Here is a 16,916-nt window from a genome sequence, read left to right as displayed (position 1 = left end):
TCCGCACCGTGAACGGTGCGGACCGGACCCCGGGAGCCGTCGGACGACCCCCTCTCCGGTCAGAAGACCAGGTTGTATATCTGCCAGCCCGGGCCGACCTGGGCGCGCGTGGCGAACGGCGCCGTGAGGCTGCCGGTGCCCTTGTACGACCAGAGGGTCCCGGTGCCGTCGCGGCCGACCAGGTCGACCTTGCCGTCACCGTCCAGGTCGCTCGGACCCACGATGGTGTTGTAGGCCTGCCAGCCGGCACCGACCCTGGTGCGGGTGGCGAACGGCTGCGTCACGCTGCCGGTGCCCTTGTACGACCAGAGGACACCGGAGGCGTCCCGGGCGACGAGGTCGGCCTTGCCGTCGCCGGACAGGTCACCGGTGCTGACGATGGCGTTGTAGGCCTGCCAGCCGGCGCCGACGCGGGACCGCGTGGCGAACGGGGCGGACGGGACGCCGGTGCCCTTGTACAGCCACAGCACGCCCGACTTCTCGCGGGCGATCAGGTCGGGCTTGCCGTCGTTGGTCACGTCCCGGACGCCGATGATCCGGTCGTAGGCCTGCCAGCCGCTGCCGACCCGCAGCCGGCCCTTGAACGGCGAGGACGGGTTCGCGCTGCCCTGGTAGTACCAGAGCACGCCCGAGGCCTCCCGGGCGACGGCGTCACCGGTGCCGTCGGCGCGGAGCGCGGTCATCGGGGTGATGGTGTCGTACGCGTTCCAGCCACTGCCCACCCGGTACCGAGTCAGGAACGCGCCGCCGCCCTTGCCCTGGTACTGCCAGAGGACACCGGAGGCGTCACGGGCGAGGAGGTTGTAGCGGTTGTTCGTGGCGACGGGGGTGGCGCCGGGCGCCTCCGCGATGTCGCTCTGCTTCACCCAGACGATCTTGTGGTGGTAGCGGATCGGCACGAACAGCGTGGTGCCGATGACGTTCTTCTGGGCGGTGCCGAACCAGTCGTCGCCCTTCACCGCCGGGCCGGCCTTCACATAGGCCTGGCCCACGGGGAGGGAGAACTTCGACAGGGAGGCGTTCTCGTCACCCGGTGCGGAGAGCCCGGCCGCGGCGTAGGCGGCGGTGTCCGGGAAGGAGCGGCCGTAGACGTTGACCGAGGCCAGGCCGGACTTGACCTTCACGGTCGTGGCGCCGTTCACCGGCGCGGTGTACTGGCCGCCGGGGTTGTAGAACCAGGCCTTCTGGCCCGCGAACCAGATCGCCGTCCAGTCGGTCCGGGCCTCCGCCACGACGTACGTGCCGCCGGCGCGGACCTTGTTGCCGTAGTTCGAGCCCTCGTTCGCTCCCGAGGTGAAGTACGGGTCCTTCAGCGTCGTCCCGCTCGTCGACGGCGTCGTGTACAGGTAGCCGAAGTTGGACGGACGCGCCGGGACGGCCGTGCCGCCGACGGTCAGCTTCGGCTGGTTGGCCGTGGTGAACGGCGGCACCACACGGACCACCTGGCCGGCCTTGAGCAGGCCGCCCGCGCCCTTGTCGCCCTGCGGGGCGCCCAGGAGGGACATGTAGTAGTTCCAGTCCCAGTACGGGCCGGCGTCCCAGTGGAGGTTGGCGAGGCCGGTGTCCGTCTGGAGCGCGACCTCGTCGTGACCGATGATGTGCTCACGGTCGAGCGGCACGTTGTAGGTGGTCGCGAGGTACTTCACCAGGGCCGCGGAGGAGCGGTACTGGGGCTCGGTGTACCAGCTGCCCTCCTTGATGGCGTAGCCCTCGTGCTCCACGCCGATGGCGTGCATGTTGTGGGTCCAGTTGCCCGCGTGCCACGCCAGGTTCTTGTTCTCGAGGATCTGGGTGACCTGACCGTCCGAGGCCTTGATCAGGTAGTGGGCGCTGCCCGGCACGTTCGGGTTGGTGAGGGAGTCGAGCGACCCCTGGAAACCGCCCTCGGTGTCGTGGATGACGATCTGGCGGATGTCGACGCCCTGGTTGGGGCGGTCGGCCGCGGTGTAGTTCTTCTTCCCCGCGGAGTTGGGGACGCTCAGCTTGACGCTGCAGTTCAGGGAGGCCGGGCACTCGGGGAGAGCGGCCGCCGTCGTGGCCGCGAAGCTCGCCGCCAGCGGCACGTTCGACGGCTTGACCGGCTCGACCGACGGGTCGGCCGGCAGCGCGACCTGCTCGCCGTCGAGGGTGACCGCCTGCTCGCCCTCCTTGATCGACTCGAAGACGCGCTTCGCGAAGAGGTCGGCGCCCTTCTTCTCGGTGGACTGGCTGTAGCGCGCCACGGCCGGGTACCAGTCACCCGCGTCGTCGGACAGCTCGGCGCCGGCCTGCTTCTGGTAGTCGGCGAGCAGCGCGGCACCGGCCCGGATGGAGGCGGAGGTGTCGTTCTGGACGGCCTCGGTGGAGCTGTCGATCAGCTCGGCGGCCTTGTCCAGGGTGTGGAGCCGGGGGTCGTCGGTGTCGACGAGCGCCTTCTCCAGGATCTGCCGGACCTTCGCGCGGTCGAAGGTCTTCTCGATCTCCGGCCGGCCGGAACCGTTGAAGTGGTCGATCTGCTCGTCGGTGACCTTCTGCGCCACGTCCTCCGGCTCGACCTTCGTCAGACCCATGACGTTGTACGCGCCGGTCGTGCTCGGCTCGCCGTCGTGCGACTCCCAGCGGGTCTGGTTGTACGACACCGCCATCAGCACGTTCTGCGGCACATCGAACTCGCGCGCCGCGTTTGCGAACTGCGACTGGAGGGAAATCTCCCCAGCGGCCTTGTCGTCGCCCGCCGCGCCGAGGAGGCCCGGAGAGGCGACCGCGATGGTGCCGATCGTCGCGGTGGCGACGACGGCGGCCGCCGCGCCGTACAAGAGTCTGTTCTTCTTGCGGTCTCTGCGGTGCCTCTGGGTCACGCCCACCCCTGTGATTCGACTGTTCAAAGTGAAACGGGCCAGAGGGTAACACCACTCGATGGAGTGGATATCTATCGGCGACATTTCGGGCGCGCGTCTCAGTCGCTGGGCAGGGGGACAGGACAGGACGAAGAACCCCGTACTGTGGTGCGTGTGACCGTGAACGCTGATTCCCACGCCGTCGCCAAGGCGACCTGGCGAGACCTGCCCGCGGCGCAGCAGCCCGAGTACCCCGATGCCGAGGCTCTGCGCGATGTGATCGCGGACCTCGAGTCGTATCCTCCGCTCGTCTTCGCCGGCGAGTGCGACCAGCTGCGCGCCCGGATGGGAGCCGTCGCCCGTGGCGAGGCGTTCCTGCTCCAGGGCGGCGACTGCGCCGAGGCCTTCGACGCCGTGTCCGCCGACCACATCAGGGCCAAGCTCAAGACGCTGCTCCAGATGAGCGCCGTCCTCACCTACGCGGCCTCCGTGCCCGTCGTGAAGGTCGGCCGTATCGCCGGCCAGTACTCGAAGCCCCGCTCCAAGGGCACCGAGACCCGTGACGGCGTGACCCTGCCGACGTACCGCGGCGACTCGGTCAACGGCTTCGACTTCGACGAGAAGTCCCGCGTCCCGGACCCCGAGCGCCTGAAGCGGATGTACAACGCCTCCGCCTCCACGCTCAACCTCGTGCGCGCCTTCACCACCGGTGGCTACGCCGACCTGCGCCAGGTGCACGCCTGGAACCAGGACTTCGTGAAGTCGTCCCCCTCGGGCCAGCGCTACGAGCAGCTGGCGCGGGAGATCGACAACGCGCTGAACTTCATGAAGGCCTGTGGCACCGACCCGGCCGAGTTCAAGGCCGTCGAGTTCTACGCCTCCCACGAGGCGCTGCTGCTCGACTACGAGGGCGCCCTCACCCGTACGGACTCGCGCACCGGCAAGCTGTACGACACCTCCGGCCACATGGTCTGGATCGGTGAGCGCACCCGCCAGCTCGACCACGCCCACATCGAGTTCGCCTCGCAGATCGCGAACCCGATCGGCATCAAGCTGGGCCCGACCACCTCGGTGGACGACGCGCTGACGTACATCGACCGTCTCGACCCGAACCGCGAGGCGGGCCGGCTGACCTTCATCGTCCGCATGGGCGCCGACAAGGTCCGCGACAAGCTCCCCGAGCTGGTCGAGAAGGTCACCGCCTCCGGCGCGGTCGTCGCCTGGGTCACCGACCCGATGCACGGCAACACCTTCGAGGCCGCCTCCGGCCACAAGACGCGCCGCTTCGACGACGTGCTCGACGAGGTCAAGGGCTTCTTCGAGGTCCACAAGGCGTTGGGCACCCACCCGGGCGGCATCCACGTCGAGCTCACCGGTGACGACGTCACCGAGTGCGTGGGCGGCGGCGACGAGATCTTCGTCGACGACCTGCACCAGCGCTACGAGACGGCCTGCGACCCGCGTCTCAACCGCAGCCAGTCCCTCGACCTGGCCTTCCTGGTCGCGGAGATGTACCGCGATCAGTAAGTAGATACCTACGACGATGGGGCGCGGATCCATGTGATCCGCGCCCCATCGTCGTATCCAGGGCTTTTGCGGTCCCCTGGTGCCGGGTAAGGTTAGGTTAGCCTAATCGATCACGGCGGGAGGTGAACCGCGATGTACGTCTGCTCATGCTTCGGAGTGACGGAGAAGCAGGTCAAGGCGCATGCCGACGCGGGCGCCTGCACGCCCCGCCAGATCGCATCGGCCTGCAAGGCCGGCACGGACTGCGGTTCCTGCGTCCGTCGCATCCAGGCCATCCTCGGCCGCGGCAACTGCCCGCGACGCGACCTCCTGGACCAGGGGATGCCCGCGCTCGCGGCGGAGACCGTCACCGAACTCGGGGAAGCCGCTTAGGGGGGAACCTCAGCTCGGCTGCTCGATGAGCGTCGAGATGTAGAGGGCCTCACCCAGGGACTCGATCAGCTCCAGCTGCGTGTCCAGGTAGTCGATGTGGTGCTCCTCGTCGGCCAGGATCTCCTCGAAGAGGTTGGCTGACGTGATGTCCCCCTTGGCCCGCATGACCTCGATCCCGCGCTTCAGACGGTCGATGGCCTCGACCTCGACCTGGCGGTCCGCCTGGAACATCTCGGTGATGGTCTGGCCGACCCGTACGTGGAAGAGGCGCTGGTAATTGGGCAGGCCGTCGAGCATCAGGATGCGCTCGGTCAGCTTGTCCGCGTGCTTCATCTCATCGATGGACTCTTCGCGCGTGTACTTGGCGAGCTTCGTCCACCCCTTGTTGTCCTGGATGCGGTAGTGCAGCCAGTACTGGTTGATGGCCGTCAGCTCGCCGGTCAGCTGCTCGTTGAGGAACTCGAGGACCTCGGGGTCGCCCTGCATCGCAGAGGCTCCTTCCACGTTGCGTGTCTACGCCGTCACTGGGCAGGATGGCCGCATCCTCGCACCCCGAATGGGGGGCGTCCAGTAAGTGCAGGCTTAGTGGGAGTTGCCCGAATCGGGCCGGGCTGAAGGTCTCCTGGTCATGACCACCCCTCGCCGTCTGTCACCATGGATGACATGGGTCGGACGGAGAGCGGAGTACACCGGGAAGCGGGGCAGTCGGACCTTCCGCCGGGTCAGCGGCTCCAGCGCGGCTGGCCGGTCACCCATTACGGGCCCGTCCCCAAGTTCAAGCCGGACCGCTGGGAGTTCCGCGTCTTCGGCGCGACGGCCGACGGCGACAAGCGGTGCTGGAACCACGAGGAGTTCTCGGCCCTACCGTTCTCCTCGGTCGTGGCCGATCTGCACTGCGTCACGAAATTCAGCATGCTCGGGGCCGAATGGGGTGGTGTCCCCGCCCGTACGATCCTTGAACTCGCCCCGCCCGCGCCGCAGGTCACCCATGTGATGGTCTGGGCCGAGTACGGCTACAGCGCCAACATGCGGCTCGCCGACTTCGCCGACGACCGTTCGATCTTCGCCACCCACAGGGACGGCGAGCTGCTCACCGCCGAGCACGGTTTCCCGCTCCGCCTGGTCGTCCCCCACCTGTACGCCTGGAAGGGCCCCAAGTGGGTCCGTGGCGTGGAGTACATGGCCGCCGACCGGCGGGGCTTCTGGGAGGAGCGCGGGTACCACAACCTCGGCGACCCCTGGACGGAGCAGCGGTACTCGTACCAGGAGGAACCGGGAGACGGCCCGGAGCTGTAGCGCCCCGGACCGCCCTTCGGTGTGTTTCCGCAGGTCAGTGGTGGTACTGGTGGACCACCGCGTGCCCCTTGCCGCGGCCGATCATCCACTTGTTGACCGGGACGGTGATCACGAAGGCGGCGGCGAGCGCGATGGCGAGCACGATCCAGAAGGTCGGGTCGGACAGGTGGGCGTCCATGGCGCCGGGCCAGAGGGCGATGACGCCGTTGTCGATGATCTCCATGACCGCGATGGACAGGGTGTCGGCGGCGAGCGCGACCTTGAAGGCTGTCTTGAAATCGACGCCGGCGGCCAGGATGCCGCGCAGGGTCAGCGCGTAGCCGAAGAAGAAGGCCAGGATGATCGCGAGGATCATCGTCTGCGTGTTGCCCCAGCCGAGCGCGGTGCCGATGATCATGCCGAGGACCTCGCCGATGGCGCAGCCGGTGAGGCAGTGCAGCGTCGCCCTGGCCGCCATGGACCAGGAGGCCTTGCCGGGGGTGTGGTGAGCGCCGTGGCCCTCGTGTCCCGCGTGGCCTTCGTGGCTCTCGTGATCGGCGTGGGTGCTGTGAGCGTCGTGGTCGTGATGGGCGTGCGCGTCGTGCTGCATGGGTGCCCCCAGGGTCGGGTAGCGGGTCCTGCCGTCATAGGAACCGTATACCCCCCTGGGGTATTCCTCAACGGCAGGCCGTGTCAGTCCCTCAGCTTCTTGAGCAGCTCCACGTCCGCCAGGTGCCCCGCCGTGCCGCCGGGCGTCTCGATGATCAGGGGCACGCCCTCGGTCGCCGGGTGACGGAGGAGGTTGCGGAACGCGTCCTCGCCGATGTGGCCCACGCCGATGTTCGCGTGCCGGTCCTTGCGGGCGCCGACGACGTCCTGTGAGTCATTGGCGTGGATCAGCTTCAGCCGGCCCTCGCCCACGGTCGCCACCAGCCGGTCGAGCGTCTGCGCCGCGCCGTGCGGACCGGTCAGGTCGTGCCCGGCGGCGAAGATGTGGCAGGTGTCGAGGCAGATCCCCAACTTCGGGTGCCGGTCGAGCGCGTCGAAGTACGGCCCGAAGTCCTCCGCGCGCGAGCAGAGCGAGAAACCCTGGCCGGCCGTCGACTCCAGGAGCAGATCCGGGTCGTCGTCGTGCGTCAGCTCGTCGAGCAGCGGCAGCAGCCGCTCCCGGACTTGCGCGAGCGCCACCGCGCGCGGGCGGCCCCCGGTCGCCGAGCCGGTGTGCACCACCACACCCTTCGCGCCGATCTCCCGGCCCCGCCGCAGCGAGTGCCGCATCGACTCCACCGACTTCTCCGCGGTGGCCTCGGTGTGGGAACCGAAGTTGATCAGATACGGGGCATGGACCCAGGCCGAGATCGACTCGGCCGCGCACTCGGCGCGGAACCGTTCGTCCTCGGCGGGGTTCCCGGGCGGGGTGGCCCAGCCGCGCGGGTTGGCGACGAAGACCTGCACGGTCTCGGCGCCGAGCTCACGGGCGTAGCCGAGGCCGACCTTGGCGAGGCCACCGGCCACCGGGACATGGCCACCGACGGGGTTGCGCATCAGTTTCTACAGTCCCTTGATCGTGATCGTGACGGTGGAGCCCTCGGGCGCGGTGGAGCCGCCGTTCACGGACTGGCCCGTGACCTCGCTGCCCAGGTAGGGGAAGGACTTCTTGACCTCCACCTCGAAGCCCGCGTCCTCCAGGGCCGTCCGCGCGTCGTCGACCGACTCGCCGACGACGTCCGGGACCTCGACGAGCCGGGGGCCCTTGGAGACGGTGAGGGTGATGGTGTCGCCCTCGGCGGCCCGGCTGCCCTCGGCGAGCGACTGGGCGGCGACGGACCCGGCCACCTCGGGGGAGTTGATCCGCTCCGGGGCCAGGGCCACCTTGAGCCCCTCGTCCTGGAGCTTGGCCGTGGCGTCGGCGACGGTCTCGCCGGTGACGTCGGGGACGTCGATCGGGGAGCCCTTGCTGACCACCAGGGCGACGGCCGAGTCGGGGGCCCGCCCGGTGCCGGGCTCGGGGTCGGAGCCGATCACGGCACCCTGGGCGACGGTGTCGCTGAACTGCTGGGTGATCACCCCGGCGACCAGGCCCTCCTCCGCGAGGACCCGCTTGGCCTCGGCGAGCGGCTTGTTCTTGAGGTTGGGCACCTTCACGATCTCGGGACCGCGGGAGAGGGTCAGGGTGACCGTGCCGTTGCCCCGGAGGCGCTCGCCGGGAGCGGGGTCGACGGCCATGACGGTGCCGCGCTCGTACACGTCGCTGAACGCGCGCCTCGTCGTGCCGACCTCAAGGCCGGCGTCGGTGATCCGCTGGGTCGCCTCGGTCTCCGTCTGGCCGAGGACGGCGGGGACCCGGGTGAACTGGCCGGAGTTGATGTACCAGACACCGGTACCCAGGCCGAGGGCGAGCAGGACGCCCAGGACGAGGAGCAGAGGGCCGCGCGGGGGCCGGCGACGGAGGCCGGGCGCGGGCGGCTCGGGGGCCGGCAGCCGGTTCGTGTGCAGCACCTGGTGCGCGTCGGCCCCGGCCCCGGAGCCGGACCCGGTCTCTTCCGGTACGGCCCGGGGGATCACGCTGGTCCGGTCGTCCGCGGTGTCCCGGGCCCCGGACCGGGACTGCGGGGGCACGGCGTCCAGCTGCTCCTCGCGGAGCGCGGCGCGGGCCTCCCGCAGCAGGGCCAGCAGGGCGACGGCGTCGTACGGACGCACCTCGGGGTTACGGGCGGTGGCCGTCGCGACCAGCTCGTCCAGCTCCACGGCGAGCCCGGGAACGGCCGCCGAGGGGGCGGGCACGTCCGTGCTGAGGTGCTGATAGAGCACCTGGGCGGGGGTGTCGCCCGCGTGCGGCTTGCCGCCGGTCAGCATCTCGTAGAGGACGACACCGCAGGCGTACACATCGGCGCGGGTGTCGGCGGTGCCGTGCTCGATCTGCTCCGGCGCCAGGTACGAGACGGTCCCGAGGACCGAACCGGTGGTGGCGGTCGCCGAGCCCACGGCCCGTACGAGACCGAAGTCGGCGACCTTGACCCGGCCGTCGTCCCCTATCAGGACGTTCTCCGGCTTCATGTCCCGGTGCACGAACCCGGCCCGGTGCGCGGCGCCGAGCGCGGCGAGCACCGGCTCCAGGATGTCCAGGGCGGCCCGGGGCGCGAGGGCGCCGCGCTCGCGCAGGACGTCACGGAGGGTGCAGCCGGCGACGTACTCCATCGCCAGATAGACGTACGCGCCCTCGGCGCCCTGGTCGAAGACGCCGACGACGTTGGGGTGCGAGAGGCGGGCGACGGACTTCGCCTCGCGGATGAAGCGCTCGACGAACGCGGCGTCGGTGGCGAGAGCGGGGTGCATCACCTTGAGCGCGAGGACGCGGTCGAGGCGGGTGTCCAAGGCCCGGTAGACCGTGGCCATCCCGCCGACGGCGATGCGCGCGTCGACGCGGTAGCGGCCGTCGAGCAGCCGCCCGACGAGGGGGTCCTGAAGGGTCGTGTCCACGGCGTCGAGTCTACGAGGGGGTGGGTGGGGGGTCGGCCGTGCGCCCCCGACTGCGACCCACCTGTGACGAGCCCCGCACGACCCCGCCGCCTCCTCGTTGTGGTCCTGACCACCGCTGGGCCGGCGCCCCCCCGTTGTGGGCATTCGTTCCGCTGGGGCGGTGCCCACCTCGTTGTGGTCCGTCGCACCGCCGTCCCGTGTGCCCACCCGTCCCGCCCCGGGGTCCCCCGGACGGAGTCTGGGGGAGGGACGAATGCCCACACGGAGGTGGGGGCGGCGGGGACGGGCACGGCCCACCCGGAGGTGGGCGGGGGTGGCGGGCGCAGCCCACGCGGCGGGTGGCCGGCGCGGTACGGCGTGCGCGGCCCGCCCGGGGCGCGGTGCCGGGGCGGTGAGGGTCGCGGACGCGGCACGCGCACGCGTCGTGGTGGTCAGAAGGCCGGGCGTTCCGGGTCCAGCGTCGGGCGGCCTTCGCGCGGGGACGACGCCTCCGCGAAGTGCCGGCGCGGAATCCGCCCCGCCCGGTACGCCAGCCGCCCCGCCTCCACCGCGTGCCGCATCGCCGAAGCCATCAGCACCGGCTCCTGCGCGCGCGTCACCGCCGACGCCAGCATCACCGCCGCGCACCCCAGCTCCATCGCGAGCGCCGCGTCCGACGCCGTTCCTGCCCCCGCGTCGAGGATCACCGGCACCCCCGCCCGTTCCGCGATCAGCTGGAAGTTGTGCGGGTTGCGGATGCCGAGGCCCGAGCCGATCGGGGAGCCGAGCGGCATGATCGCCGCGCAGCCCACGTCCTCCAGCTTCCGCGCGAGGACCGGGTCGTCGTTGGTGTAGGGGAGGACGGTGAAGCCGTCGTCGACCAGCGTCTCGGCCGCCACGAGGAGTTCCTCCCCGTCCGGCAGCAGCGTCCGCTCGTCGGCGACGACCTCCAGCTTGATCCACTCGGTGCCGAGCGCCTCGCGGGCCAGCCGGGCGGTCAGGACCGCCTCGCCCGCCGTGAAGCAGCCCGCCGTGTTCGGCAGGACCCGGATGCCGAGCCGCTCCAGGACGGAGAGGACCGAGCCCTGGACGGTCGGGTCCAGGCGCCGCATCGCGACCGTCGTCAGCTCCGTACCGCTGGCGACCAGCGAGCGCTCCAGGACGTCGAGGCTGGGCGCCCCGCCGGTGCCCATGATGAGCCGCGAGGAGAACTCCGTACCGCCGAGGGTGAACACGTCGTCGGACATCGCGCTCAGCCTCCCTGGACCGCGGTGAGGACTTCCACCCGGTCGCCCTCGCCGAGCAGCGTCGTCTCCCATTCGCCGCGCGGTACGACCGTCTCGTTGAGGGCGGCGGCGACCCCGGAGCGGGCCTGGGTCAGGGTCGCCACGAGGGCGTCGAGGGAGACGGGGCCGGAGAGCACGCGGGCCTCTCCGTTCACGGACACGTTCATGCGGGCTGCTCCTGACGTACGGGCGCGGGCGCGGGGGAGAAACGGCGGGGGGTGAAGGGGCGGGCCTCGTCGGGCAGGACCCCCGTGGCGAGCACCTCGGCCATGACGTCGCCGGTGACGGGGGTGAGCAGGACCCCGTTGCGGTAGTGGCCGGTGGCCAGGTGCAGCCCGGGCAGGGAGGTGGGGCCGAGCAGCGGCGCGTTGTCGGGCGACGCGGGGCGCAGGCCCGCAAGCGTCTCGGTCAGCGGCAGCTCCGTCAGCCCCGGGACGAGCTCGTGGGCGTCGCGCAGCAGCTCGTACACCCCGCCCGCCGTCACCGTGGTGTCCCAGCCGAGTTCCTCACTGGTGGCGCCGACGACGAGTTCGCCGTTCTCGCGGGGCACCAGGTAGACGTGGCTGCCGCGGACGACGGCCCGGACCGTCCGGGAGAGGAAGGGGGCGTACGGGGCCGGTACGCGCAGCCGCAGCACCTGGCCCTTCACGGGGCGCACCGGCGGAAGCACCTCGTCCGGCACGCCCGCGAGGCGGCCGCTCAGGCTGCCCGCGGCGAGGACGACCTGGTCGGCCGTCAGTTCCCCGCCCCCGGCGAGCACGACACCGCGCGCCCGGTCCCGTACCACCGTCAGGCTCTGCGCGAGGTCGCGGTGGAAGACCACCCCGGCCCGTTCGCAGGCGACGAGGAGCGCGGCGGCGAGCCGGCGGGGATCGACCTGGTGGTCGCCGTCCACCCGGAGCCCGCCGCGGACTCCCGGGGCCAGCATCGGTTCGAGGCGGCGGCACTCGCGGCCGCTGAGCCACTCCGAGGTGAGCCCGCAGCGGGTCTGCAGGGCGTGCAGTTCGCGCAGGTGGGCCCGGTCGTCGGCGTCGAGGGCGACGGCGAGGGTGCCGCAGGCGCGGTAGCCGACGTCGTGGCCGGTGGCCTCCAGAAGCTCGGCGACGAACGCGGGATAGCGGGCGGCGGAGGCGAGGTTGAGCCCGAGGAGGGTCTCCTCGCCGTAGTGGAGTTCGGTGACGGCGGCGAGCATCCCGGCCGCGACGTGGGCGGCGCCGCCGCCCGGGGCCGGGTCGATCACGGCGGTGCGCAGGCCGCGTCGCGCGGCCCGCCAGGCCGTGACCAGGCCGATGATGCCACCCCCGACGACGAGGACGTCGGCGCCACGGGCCCCGGCCCGGCGGACGCCGAGCGGACCGGCGTCGGACGGATCCGTGTCGGGCCGATCCGCGTCGGACCCACCTGTATCGGGTTGACCCGCGTGGGACGGATCCACGTCGGACCCACCCGCGTCGGGCCGACTCGCGTCGGCCGCAGGGGCACCCGGCGCGTTCGCGTCGGACCCACCCTCGTCCGGCAGATCCGCCCCGGACGCGTGGTCCTCGGACACCTGGACTTCGGAAGAACGCATGGGCGTCCAGCCCCTCCCTTCGCCGGCATGACCCGGATCAGGTTCGTACGGTCGGAGGCCGTCCCAGCCTCCCTCTCAGCCCGGTGCGTCCGGGCTCCCGCGAGTGCTTTACGCCCGACACACTAGCTTCCGCCCCCGGGGGGCCGCAGACCCCTCCCTTCCTGACGGTCCGTCAGATGCGTAAGGTGGTCGGGTGAGCGAGCAGAAGCAGGCACAGCAGCACGTCGTGATCGTCGGCGCCGGCATGGCGGGCGTCCAGACCGCCGTCGCCCTGCGCGAACAGGGTTTCACCGGCCCCGTGACCCTCATCGGGGCAGAGCCCCACCAGCCCTACGACCGGCCCCCGCTCTCCAAGGCCGTCCTCCTCGGCAAGGCCGAGGGCTCCGCCTTCGACGTCGACTTCGAGGAGCTCGGCGTCGAGCTCCGCCTCGGCCTCGACGTCACCGGACTGCGCGCCGCCGACCACGAGATCGACACCGAGGCCGGGCCCGTCGCGTACGACGTCCTGGTCGTCGCCACCGGCGCCCAGCCGATCACCCTGCCCGGCACCGAGGGCGTCCCCGGGGTCCATCTGCTGCGGACCCTCGACGACGCCGTCCGCCTCGGGCCCGTCCTGGAGCGCAGGCACAGCGTCGTGGTCGTCGGCGCCGGCTGGATCGGCGCGGAGTTCGCCACCGCCGCCCGCGAGGCCGGCTGCGCCGTCACCGTCGTCGAGGCCGCCGACCGCCCCCTCGCCGGAGCCCTGCCCACCGAGGTCACCACCCCCATGGCCGAGTGGTACGGCGAGAACGGCGCCGAACTCCTCACCCACGCGCGCGTCCGCACCGTCGAGCCCGGCACGCCGGGCAGGGTCGTCCTCGACGACGGCCGCGAGCTGCCCGCCGACGCCGTCGTCGTCGGCATCGGCGCCCGCCCCGCCACCGGATGGCTCACCGGCTCCGGGGTCGCCCTCGACCCGAGCGGCGCCGTCACCGCCGACGAGTGGCTGCGCACCAGCCTGCCCGACGTGTACGCCGTCGGGGACTGCGCCTCCTTCCCCTCCGCCCGCTACGGGCGCCGCCTCCTCGTCCACCACTGGGACAACGCGCTCCAGGGCCCCCGCACGGTCGCCGCGACGATCGCCGGGGCCGGTACGGGGACGGACCCCGGGCCGTACGACCCCGTCCCGTACTTCTGGTCCGAGCAGTTCGGCCGCTTCGTCCAGTACGCCGGGCACCACGCGGACGCCGACGAGCTGCTCCGGCGCGGCGACCCGGCGGACAAGACCTGGTCCGTGCTGTGGCTGCGCGCCGGGGTCCCGGTGGCCCTGCTCGCGGTCGGCCGCCCCCGCGACCTGGCCCAGGGCCGCAAGCTCATCGAGACGGCCACCGCCGTCGACCCCACGCGCGCGGCGGACCCCTCCGTCCCCCTGAAGGCGGCAGTCGTCTAGGGCCCGACTACCGACTGTCAGTCCGGGATGGCAGGCTTGTCCTGTGACCGAGATTGACGTAAAGATCGATGCGCTCGTCCCCGCCTGGCTCTATGTGCCCGACATCGCGGAGATGCTCGATGTCGAGGTGACGCGCGTGCGGCAGCTGATCAAGGACGGTCAGCTCATCGCCGTGCGCCGTGGAGAGAACAACGCCCTGCAGATCCCCGCCGCCTTCATCCAGGGCGACAAGATCGTCAAGGGGCTCGTCGGGCTCCTGACCGTGCTGCGGGACGACGGCTTCACCGACGAGGAGATGCTGGAGTGGCTCTTCACTCCGGACGAGAGCCTGCCGGGCACGCCCGCGCAGGCGCTCAACGAGAACCGCGGCACGGAGGTGAAGCGCCGCGCCCAGGCGCTCGCCATCTGACGCGCCACCGAACGACACCATGAGCGGGCGTCGCGGCGACCGGCCCCACGGCCGGGCCGCCGCGGCCCCGCGCCGCACCGCCGGGGTACCGCCCCGCGACACCCACGGGGAGCGCCCCCGTGCCACCGACGGGGGGAACCATCCATGCCCACGCCTCGTGAGCAGCTCGCCGACGCCCGGCTCTACCTGTGCACCGACGCCCGGAAGCGCCAGGGCGACCTGCCCGCCTTCCTCGAAGCCGTGCTCTCCTCCGGCGTGGACATCGTGCAGCTCCGCGACAAGGGCATGGAGGCGGGCGAGGAGCTGGAGCACCTCGCCGTCTTCGCGGACGCCGCCCGCCGGCACGGCAAGCTCCTCGCCGTGAACGACCGGGCCGACGTCGCCCACGCCATCGGCTCCGACGTGCTGCACCTGGGCCAGGGCGACCTGCCCGTGCCCGCCGCCCGGGCGATCCTCGGCGAAGACGTCCTGATCGGCCGGTCCTGCCACGCAGAGACCGAGGCGGCCGCCGCCGCCGTCGAGCCCGGCGTCGACTACTTCTGCACCGGACCCTGCTGGCCCACCCCCACCAAGCCCGGCCGGTACGCCCCGGGCCTCGGCCTCGTGCGGTACGCGGCGGGCCTCGCCCAGGACCGCCCCTGGTTCGCCATCGGCGGCATCGACGAGACGAATCTGGACGAAGTCCTGGACGCGGGTGCGCGCCGGATCGTCGTCGTCCGGGCGATCACCGAGGCCGACGACCCGGCCGCCGCGACGGCCGCCCTCGCCAAGCGGGTCCGGGAGCGCGCGGGGCGGTAGGGCCTCCGCCCGGCGGCTCGGGGCTCGTCGGGCGGCCCGGGATCCGTCGGAGGTTCGTCCAGCGATCCGGCCCGCCGGCTGTCCAAAACTGTGTCCACCACTCGGACGGCGTTCACGCACCTCCGCGCAGCCCGTCTAACCTGCCCGTATGGCCCTTGGTACCGCTTCCGTCCGTTCGGACCGCGCCCGCACGGTCCGCGAGATCCTCGCCTCCGGCGGCACGTCGTACTCCTTCGAGTTCTTCGCGCCCCGGACCGAGAAGGGCGAGCAGGTCCTCTGGAACGCGATGCGCCGCGTCGAGGCGGTCGGCCCCAGCTTCGTCTCCGTGACCTACGGCGCCGGCGGCTCCACCCGCGGCGGCACCGTCAAGGCCACCCAGAAGATCGCCTCCGACACCACGCTCACCCCGGTCGCCCACCTCACGGCCGTCGACCACTCGGTCGCCGAGCTGCGCAACGTCCTCGGCCAGTACGCCGACGCCGGCATCCGCAACATGCTCGCCGTCCGCGGCGACCCGCCGGGCGACCCGCTGGGGGAGTGGGTCGAGCACCCCGAGGGCGTCAGGTACGCCGCCGACCTCGTCCGGCTGATCAAGGAGTCGGGCGACTTCTGCGTCGGCGTCGCCGCCTTCCCGGAGATGCATCCCCGCTCGGTCGACTGGGACACGGACATCCGGCACTTCGTGGACAAGTGCCGTGCCGGCGCCGACTACGCGATCACCCAGATGTTCTTCGACCCCGAGAACTATCTGCGGCTGCGGGACAGCGTCGCCAAGGCGGGCTGCGAGACCCCGATCATCCCCGAAGTCATGCCCGTTGTGAACGTGAAGACCCTCGGCCGACTGCCCCAGCTGAGCAACGCCCACTTCCCCGCGGATGTGAAAGAGCGCATCCTCGCCGTCAAGGACGATCCCGCCGCTGTACGCTCCATCGGTATCGAGTTCGCGACGGAGTTCTGCGCGCGGCTGCTCTCCGAGGGTGTCCCCGGACTGCACTTCATCACGCTGAACAGCTCCACCGCGATCGAGATCTACGAGAATCTCGGACTGCACCAGCAGTCGTGACCGGTCGTACCCGCCCCGACCCGCGGCGGTGACCGTGGAGAGGGGCGGCGGGGCATGGGGTGGACGGTCCTCTACATCGCATTCGGCGTGGTCGCGCTGTGGCTGCTGGGGGAGGTGCTCCTCCAGTACAAGGCGCGACTGCGCTGGCGGGTGCTCGCCTTCTGCGGCTTCCTCGGCGTGGTCCTCGGCGTCCTGACGTCCCTGGTGGCCGTCATCATCGCCGGGGCGGTCGCCTTCGCCGTCGGCCAGACCTATGTGACGCTCTCCTTCCGCCGCGGCTTCTCCACCGGCTGGGCGCTCGGCGGCAACCCGGGCGCGAGCCGCCGCCGCAGGTCCGGCGCCCCTCCGCAGGCCGGACCCACCCTTGAGGTCACCGAGCTCTCCTACGAGGCCGAGGACACCCCGTACGCCGGACCGGAGGGGGCCGAGGCTCCGTCCGCCGCCGAGACCACCGCGGTCTACGAGCCGCTGCCGCTGCCCGAGGACACCGGCCAGTACGGCGTCTACAACATGGGCCAGGACCCGGCCCACGGTGCCTCCCAGAACCCCGGCACCGGCTACGAGACGGGCTACCAGACCGGGTACGACCCCTACGCGCCCGCGTACGAGCAGCAGCCCGCCTACGACTACGGCCAGGCCGCCGGCCAGCAGCAGTACGCCGCCTACTCCGACCCGTACATCGGCCCCGGTACGGACGGCCAGCAGTACGGCTCGTACTACGGCGACCCGTACGCCCCCTCGTACAGCTACGACACCCCGCCCGGCGGGGTCTGGGTCCCGCAGCAGCGCGACACCGATCAGCCGCCCCAGGCGCAGCAGCCGCAGGGACCGGGCCCGTACGGCTACGAGCCGCACCCGGACGACCAGCAGCAGTACCGGTACTGACCGACCGTGGGGCCCGGCGATTCCGCC

General features: G+C 71.7%; 16 protein-coding genes and 1 riboswitch. Of the genes, 8 read left to right on the top strand and 8 right to left on the bottom strand.

Annotated elements, in window-relative coordinates; all coding sequences use genetic code 11:
* Nucleotides 1–59: 59 nt before the first annotated feature.
* On the bottom strand, nt 60–2,837 hold the full coding sequence (locus ACIP8Z_RS30395) for an N-acetylmuramoyl-L-alanine amidase (RefSeq protein ID WP_402089179.1): 2,778 nt from the start codon (nt 2,835–2,837) through the stop codon (nt 60–62).
* 153 nt (nt 2,838–2,990) lie between these two features.
* Here ACIP8Z_RS30395 and ACIP8Z_RS30390 point away from each other — a divergent pair, with 153 nt between their 5' ends.
* On the top strand, nt 2,991–4,343 hold the full coding sequence (locus ACIP8Z_RS30390; protein WP_402089176.1) for a class II 3-deoxy-7-phosphoheptulonate synthase: 1,353 nt from the start codon (nt 2,991–2,993) through the stop codon (nt 4,341–4,343).
* 132 nt (nt 4,344–4,475) lie between these two features.
* Nucleotides 4,476–4,715, top strand: a complete 240-nt coding sequence (locus ACIP8Z_RS30385) for a bacterioferritin-associated ferredoxin (RefSeq protein ID WP_055598849.1) — start codon at nt 4,476–4,478, stop codon at nt 4,713–4,715.
* A 9-nt stretch (nt 4,716–4,724) separates the two neighbouring features.
* On the opposite strand, the gene bfr is transcribed toward ACIP8Z_RS30385, so the two are convergent.
* Nucleotides 4,725–5,201, bottom strand: coding sequence for a bacterioferritin (bfr, locus tag ACIP8Z_RS30380; RefSeq protein ID WP_015032978.1), 477 nt, complete (start codon nt 5,199–5,201; stop codon nt 4,725–4,727).
* Between the two features lie 177 nt (nt 5,202–5,378).
* Between bfr and ACIP8Z_RS30375 the strand changes: the two genes are divergently transcribed.
* Complete coding sequence (locus ACIP8Z_RS30375; RefSeq protein WP_402089173.1) at nt 5,379–6,011, top strand: sulfite oxidase-like oxidoreductase; 633 nt, start codon at nt 5,379–5,381, stop codon at nt 6,009–6,011.
* 34 nt (nt 6,012–6,045) lie between these two features.
* Here the strand turns inward: ACIP8Z_RS30375 and ACIP8Z_RS30370 are convergent, their stop codons facing one another.
* From ACIP8Z_RS30370 to thiO, 6 genes are all read right to left on the bottom strand, one after another.
* Nucleotides 6,046–6,600 (bottom strand): DUF4396 domain-containing protein, encoded by a 555-nt coding sequence (locus ACIP8Z_RS30370; protein ID WP_402089170.1) that lies wholly within the window; start codon nt 6,598–6,600, stop codon nt 6,046–6,048.
* 83 nt (nt 6,601–6,683) lie between these two features.
* On the bottom strand, nt 6,684–7,535 hold the full coding sequence (locus tag ACIP8Z_RS30365) for a deoxyribonuclease IV (RefSeq protein ID WP_402089167.1): 852 nt from the start codon (nt 7,533–7,535) through the stop codon (nt 6,684–6,686).
* Between the two features lie 6 nt (nt 7,536–7,541).
* Complete coding sequence (gene pknB / locus ACIP8Z_RS30360; RefSeq protein WP_402089164.1) at nt 7,542–9,470, bottom strand: Stk1 family PASTA domain-containing Ser/Thr kinase; 1,929 nt, start codon at nt 9,468–9,470, stop codon at nt 7,542–7,544.
* Nucleotides 9,471–9,901: 431 nt separating this feature from the next.
* Nucleotides 9,902–10,696 (bottom strand): thiazole synthase, encoded by a 795-nt coding sequence (locus tag ACIP8Z_RS30355; protein ID WP_402089157.1) that lies wholly within the window; start codon nt 10,694–10,696, stop codon nt 9,902–9,904.
* A 5-nt stretch (nt 10,697–10,701) separates the two neighbouring features.
* Nucleotides 10,702–10,902 carry a sulfur carrier protein ThiS gene (gene thiS / locus ACIP8Z_RS30350; protein WP_318211255.1) on the bottom strand — a complete coding sequence of 67 codons (201 nt, stop codon included), beginning with the start codon at nt 10,900–10,902 and terminating at the stop codon, nt 10,702–10,704.
* Entirely contained in the window at nt 10,899–12,305 is a 1,407-nt protein-coding gene (thiO, locus tag ACIP8Z_RS30345) for a glycine oxidase ThiO (RefSeq protein ID WP_402089154.1), read from the bottom strand. Before thiO ends, thiS begins: the two co-directional genes overlap by 4 nt.
* A riboswitch (TPP riboswitch) is annotated at nt 12,303–12,416 on the bottom strand. (Overlaps the previous gene by 3 nt.)
* Nucleotides 12,417–12,498: 82 nt before the next feature.
* Here thiO and ACIP8Z_RS30340 point away from each other — a divergent pair.
* The 5 genes from ACIP8Z_RS30340 to ACIP8Z_RS30320 all read left to right on the top strand — a co-directional run bounded on the left by ACIP8Z_RS30340 (nt 12,499) and on the right by ACIP8Z_RS30320 (nt 16,889).
* The gene (locus ACIP8Z_RS30340) at nt 12,499–13,734 is read left to right on the top strand and encodes an NAD(P)/FAD-dependent oxidoreductase (protein ID WP_402089151.1); all 1,236 of its coding nucleotides are present in this window, start codon (nt 12,499–12,501) and stop codon (nt 13,732–13,734) included.
* A 43-nt stretch (nt 13,735–13,777) separates the two neighbouring features.
* Nucleotides 13,778–14,143: an Rv2175c family DNA-binding protein gene (locus tag ACIP8Z_RS30335; RefSeq protein WP_073916749.1), complete on the top strand. Its 366-nt coding sequence runs from the start codon at nt 13,778–13,780 to the stop codon at nt 14,141–14,143.
* A gap of 144 nt (nt 14,144–14,287) precedes the next feature.
* Nucleotides 14,288–14,941, top strand: coding sequence for a thiamine phosphate synthase (gene thiE, locus ACIP8Z_RS30330; protein ID WP_402089148.1), 654 nt, complete (start codon nt 14,288–14,290; stop codon nt 14,939–14,941).
* Nucleotides 14,942–15,089: 148 nt separating this feature from the next.
* Complete coding sequence (gene metF / locus ACIP8Z_RS30325; protein WP_402089145.1) at nt 15,090–16,004, top strand: methylenetetrahydrofolate reductase [NAD(P)H]; 915 nt, start codon at nt 15,090–15,092, stop codon at nt 16,002–16,004.
* Between the two features lie 54 nt (nt 16,005–16,058).
* Nucleotides 16,059–16,889, top strand: a complete 831-nt coding sequence (locus ACIP8Z_RS30320; RefSeq protein ID WP_402089144.1) for a hypothetical protein — start codon at nt 16,059–16,061, stop codon at nt 16,887–16,889.
* Nucleotides 16,890–16,916: the final 27 nt, after the last annotated feature.

It is taken from the genome of Streptomyces sp. NPDC088553, from assembly GCF_044752965.1.
GTDB lineage: Bacteria > Actinomycetota > Actinomycetes > Streptomycetales > Streptomycetaceae > Streptomyces.
The sequence above is the reverse complement of the archived record's forward strand: the minus strand, read 5'-3'. Positions and strand labels throughout refer to the sequence as shown.

Coding starts and splice junctions, on each gene's coding strand:
- ACIP8Z_RS30320 (WP_402089144.1), top strand. CDS start 16,059: ATGGGGTGGACGGTCCTCTACATCGCATTCGGCGTGGTCGCGCTGTGG.
- ACIP8Z_RS30385 (WP_055598849.1), top strand. CDS start 4,476: ATGTACGTCTGCTCATGCTTCGGAGTGACGGAGAAGCAGGTCAAGGCG.
- thiO (WP_402089154.1), bottom strand. CDS start 12,305: ATGCGTTCTTCCGAAGTCCAGGTGTCCGAGGACCACGCGTCCGGGGCG.
- ACIP8Z_RS30375 (WP_402089173.1), top strand. CDS start 5,379: ATGGGTCGGACGGAGAGCGGAGTACACCGGGAAGCGGGGCAGTCGGAC.
- bfr (WP_015032978.1), bottom strand. CDS start 5,201: ATGCAGGGCGACCCCGAGGTCCTCGAGTTCCTCAACGAGCAGCTGACC.
- metF (WP_402089145.1), top strand. CDS start 15,090: ATGGCCCTTGGTACCGCTTCCGTCCGTTCGGACCGCGCCCGCACGGTC.
- ACIP8Z_RS30365 (WP_402089167.1), bottom strand. CDS start 7,535: ATGCGCAACCCCGTCGGTGGCCATGTCCCGGTGGCCGGTGGCCTCGCC.
- thiS (WP_318211255.1), bottom strand. CDS start 10,902: ATGAACGTGTCCGTGAACGGAGAGGCCCGCGTGCTCTCCGGCCCCGTC.
- ACIP8Z_RS30370 (WP_402089170.1), bottom strand. CDS start 6,600: ATGCAGCACGACGCGCACGCCCATCACGACCACGACGCTCACAGCACC.
- thiE (WP_402089148.1), top strand. CDS start 14,288: ATGCCCACGCCTCGTGAGCAGCTCGCCGACGCCCGGCTCTACCTGTGC.
- ACIP8Z_RS30355 (WP_402089157.1), bottom strand. CDS start 10,696: ATGTCCGACGACGTGTTCACCCTCGGCGGTACGGAGTTCTCCTCGCGG.